This is a genomic window from Streptomyces botrytidirepellens (genome assembly GCF_003721215.1).
In the GTDB taxonomy this organism is placed as follows: Bacteria; Actinomycetota; Actinomycetes; order Streptomycetales; family Streptomycetaceae; genus Streptomyces; species Streptomyces himastatinicus.
In genome coordinates this window covers 1-3,451 of record NZ_RIBZ01000567.1, presented here as the reverse complement: position 1 = coordinate 3,451, position 3,451 = coordinate 1, and the positions used below count along the sequence as shown (strand labels likewise).

Annotated in this window: 3 protein-coding genes and 1 pseudogene; 2 read left to right on the top strand and 2 right to left on the bottom strand. The window is 75.3% G+C overall.

What is annotated here, in order from left to right:
* On the top strand, positions 1-1,789 hold a 1,789-nt coding region (locus EEJ42_RS32920), incomplete at its 5' end, for a coiled-coil domain-containing protein (RefSeq protein ID WP_484422020.1).
* 5 nt (positions 1,790-1,794) lie between these two features.
* On the opposite strand, the gene EEJ42_RS32915 is transcribed toward EEJ42_RS32920, so the two are convergent.
* Positions 1,795-2,427 (bottom strand): Ig-like domain-containing protein, encoded by a 633-nt coding sequence (locus EEJ42_RS32915; protein WP_184503390.1) that lies wholly within the window; start codon positions 2,425-2,427, stop codon positions 1,795-1,797.
* A 247-nt stretch (positions 2,428-2,674) separates the two neighbouring features.
* Positions 2,675-2,920, bottom strand: a pseudogene (locus EEJ42_RS54765) (IPT/TIG domain-containing protein); the annotation flags it as partial.
* Between EEJ42_RS54765 and EEJ42_RS53325 the strand changes: the two are divergent.
* A complete protein-coding gene (locus EEJ42_RS53325; RefSeq protein WP_246097540.1) occupies positions 2,880-3,017 on the top strand; it encodes a hypothetical protein in 138 nt (45 codons plus the stop codon). The pseudogene EEJ42_RS54765 and the gene EEJ42_RS53325 sit on opposite strands and share 41 nt — an antisense overlap.
* Positions 3,018-3,451 lie beyond the last annotated feature (434 nt).

Here is a 3,451-nt window from a genome sequence, read left to right as displayed (position 1 = left end):
GGCCCAGCGCGCGGCCGACGACGCGCACCGCACCGCGCGCGCCCTGCGTGCCGAGCGGGCGGAGATCGCGGGGGCGCCCGACGACCTGGGCGACGACACCGAGCCGCCGTCCGCGTCGCTGCCCGCGCTGCGCGAGGCGTACCGCACGGCCTCCCAGGTGTACGAGAAGGTCGGCGTCGGCGCCGATCTGCGGGCCGAACAGGCCCGCGCGGAGAGCGACGAGAGCGCGGCGCTCGCCACCCTCGACCGGCTCACCAACAAGGTCCGCACCCGCGCCGCCCAGCTGCTGGAGGGCACCGACGGCGCGGACGGCCCGTCCCGGCAGGCCGCGGCGGCCCGCGCCGAGTCGCTCGTCCAGATGCTGGAGTCCCGCGCGTCGGCGGCGAGCGAGCAGCTCGGCCGGCTGCGCGGCGAGGCCGAGCGGCTGGCACCGGCCGACGGCGACGCGCACACCGCCCTGCCGGAGGAGATGGTTCCGGCCGATGCGGAGCAGGCGAAGGAGCTGCTGCGCACGGCCAACGGCGAACTGGCCGCCCGGACGGACGAGCTGGACACCGCCCGCACCGCCCACGCCGACCTGCTCCGGGCCCACCGCTCCGCGGAGGACGCGGCGGGCGGCTTCGACGAGACGGCCGCGCTGCTGCGGGACCTGCTCCGCGACGGCCCCGGCGCCGAGGACGACGGCGAGCGCCCCGACCCGTACGCGGGCGGCCTCGCCGAGGCCCGGCAGGCGGCCACCGAGGCCCGCCGCTCGCTGCGCGGCTGCGCGGCCGATCTGTCGGGCGCCGAGTCGGCGGTCCGGGAGGCGAGCGACGTCCTCGTACGGCACGCCAACTCCACCCGCTACGAGCAGGTGCGCACCCCCGCCCGCCAGCAGATCCGCGAACTGCCCGCGGCCGCGCTGCCCGAGCACGCCGCGGCCTGGGCCGACGCGTTCGCGCCCCGGCTGCGGGTGCTGACCGACGAGCTGGAGCAGCTGGAGCGCAACCGCGACTCCATCGTCGACCGGCTGCGCGGCCTGGTCGAATCCTGCCTGGCCACGCTCCGTTCGGCGCAGCGGCTCTCCCGGCTCCCGGAGGGGCTGGGCGAGTGGTCGGGGCAGGAGTTCCTGCGGATCCGGTTCGACGACCCGGACCAGGCGACGCTGACGGAGCGGCTGGGCGAGGTCATCGACGAGGCGACCCGCTCGGCGGTGAAGAAGAACTCCGACCTGCGCCGGGACGGCATGTCCCTGCTGCTGCGCGGCGTCCAGGCGGCGCTCCAGCCGCGCGGGGTGGCCGTGGAGATCCTGAAGCCGGACGCGGTGCTGCGCGCGGAGCGGGTGCCGGTGGGGCAGATGGGCGACGTCTTCTCCGGCGGCCAGCTGCTGACCGCCGCCATCGCCCTGTACTGCACGATGGCCGCGCTGCGCAGCAACGACCGGGGCCGCGACAAGCACCGCCACGCGGGCACGCTGTTCCTCGACAACCCGATCGGCCGGGCCAACGCGACGTATCTGCTGGAGCTCCAGCGGGCGGTCGCGGACGCGCTGGGCGTCCAGCTGCTCTACACGACGGGGCTGTTCGACACGACGGCGCTGGCCGAGTTCCCGCTGGTGATCCGGCTGCGGAACGACGCGGACCTGCGGGCCGGGCTCAAGTACATCAGTGTCGAGGAGCATCTGCGGCCGGGCCTTCCGGTGCAGGACCCGGAGGGGGAGCAGGTGCACGGCCAGATCACGGCGACGCGGATGTACAAGCGGCCGGAGGGGGACGGGGCGGCCCAGCCCACCGGGCCGGACGCCCCCTAGGAGCCTCAGCCCGGCGTCGTCACGGCCAGGGCCGTGGTTCCGGTGGAGGGCGCGTGGTTGACGGAGCCGTTGTAGTTGGCGGTGACGGTGTACGGGCTGCCGGAGGTGCCGGTCCAGGTGTGGGTGACGCTGGCGGTGCCCGCGGCCAGCGGGGCGGTGACGGTCGGGCTGCCGTCGCCGAAGGTGAAGGTGATGCTGCCGGTCGGGGTGCCCGCGCCCGGGGCCTGCGCCGCCACCGTGGCGGTGGCGGTGACCGGTTGGCCCGACACCGAGGGATCCGGCGACGAGCCGACCAGCGTCGTTGTCGGCGCCGGCTGCACGGTGTGGGTTTCCGTCCCCACGGAGCCGGTGAAGTCGCCGTCGCCGCCGTAGGTGGCGGTGACCGTGTAGGGGCTGCCGGACGTGCCGGGGTACGCGTACTGCGCGGTCGCCGTCCCGTCGACGACGGACACCGCGGCCGGAGCGGAGCCGTCGCCGAAGTCGAAGGTGACAGTGCCGGTCGGGGTGCCGGTCTCGGGCGGGACCCCCGTCACGGTGGCGGTGAAGGTCACCGGCTGGCCGACCACGGAGGGATCGGGCGCGGAGGTGACGGCCGTCGCCGAGGGCGCCTGGTAATCGAAGGCCCCGGGCACCGTCACGGTGCCCGGGGGTGGTGATGGTGAGGTCGGCGAGCCCGGCCGCACCGGGCGGTGTCACCACGACGAGCAGGGTGTCGGAGAACGCGCGGAAGGACGCCGCGGGGACGCCGCCGGTCACGAGGACGGTGGTGCCGCCCGCGACCGGCCCCGTCTGCGGGGAGACACCGGTGACGGCCGGAACGGCTACATAGGTGTAGAGCAGCCGGTTGCTGACCCCGCCGGTCGTGGTGACGTAGACCGCGACGGTGCCGGGCCCCGCGGCCGGGGGAGCGGCCACGAGGAGCTGCTGGTCGGACACGGCGGTGGGGTGGGCGGTGGCGGCGCCGACGTTCACCAGCAGCGCGGTGGACAGGTTGACTCCGCTGAGTTCGACGACGTTCCCGCCGCCGATCGGACCGGCGGCGGGAACGATGCCGCGCAGGCTGGGCCAGCGGACGTAGAAGAAGGAGCCGATGCGGGCGGTGCCGCCGGGGGTGGTGACGGTGACCGGCACCGCACCGGTCCCGGCGGGGGTCACGGCCATGATGGTCGCGTCGTCGAGGACGGCGAAGCTCGCCGCGGAGCGGAGACCGAAGCGCACCCACCGGTGAAGTGGTGACCGATGAGGGTCGCGACCGTGCCACCGGTGTACGGACCCTGGTCGGGGAAGACACCGGAGAACCTGTTGAGGAGGTCGAACTCGCCGAAGGACGCGGCCGCGACCACACCGGTGGGGATCCAGACGCTCGGAGAGGCCCCGCACCACGAGCAGGGCGGACGCCCCGGGCGTGCGGACGACCGTACGGGACACCGGGTCGACGACGGCGACGCGCTTCCCGCGGCGGTCGGTGAGGATGATGAGCCCGCCCGGGCGATACGGAGTCGGCATGGCGGCGTACCTTCCACTCCTCCGGAAAATGGGCGGCCCGCCGGAATCTCAACGGACCCAGTACCCCATTCCGGTGAGGCGGCGGCAACGCCGCGCACGGCGGATCACCCGAACGGCGGAGCGCGGAGGGAGCGGCCCCCACCGCGTGGGCCGCTC

What these genes read in the sequence shown, in the direction of transcription:
- EEJ42_RS53325 (WP_246097540.1), top strand. Translation starts at nt 2,880, where the DNA reads ATGCGGGCGGTGCCGCCGGGGGTGGTGACGGTGACCGGCACCGCACCG.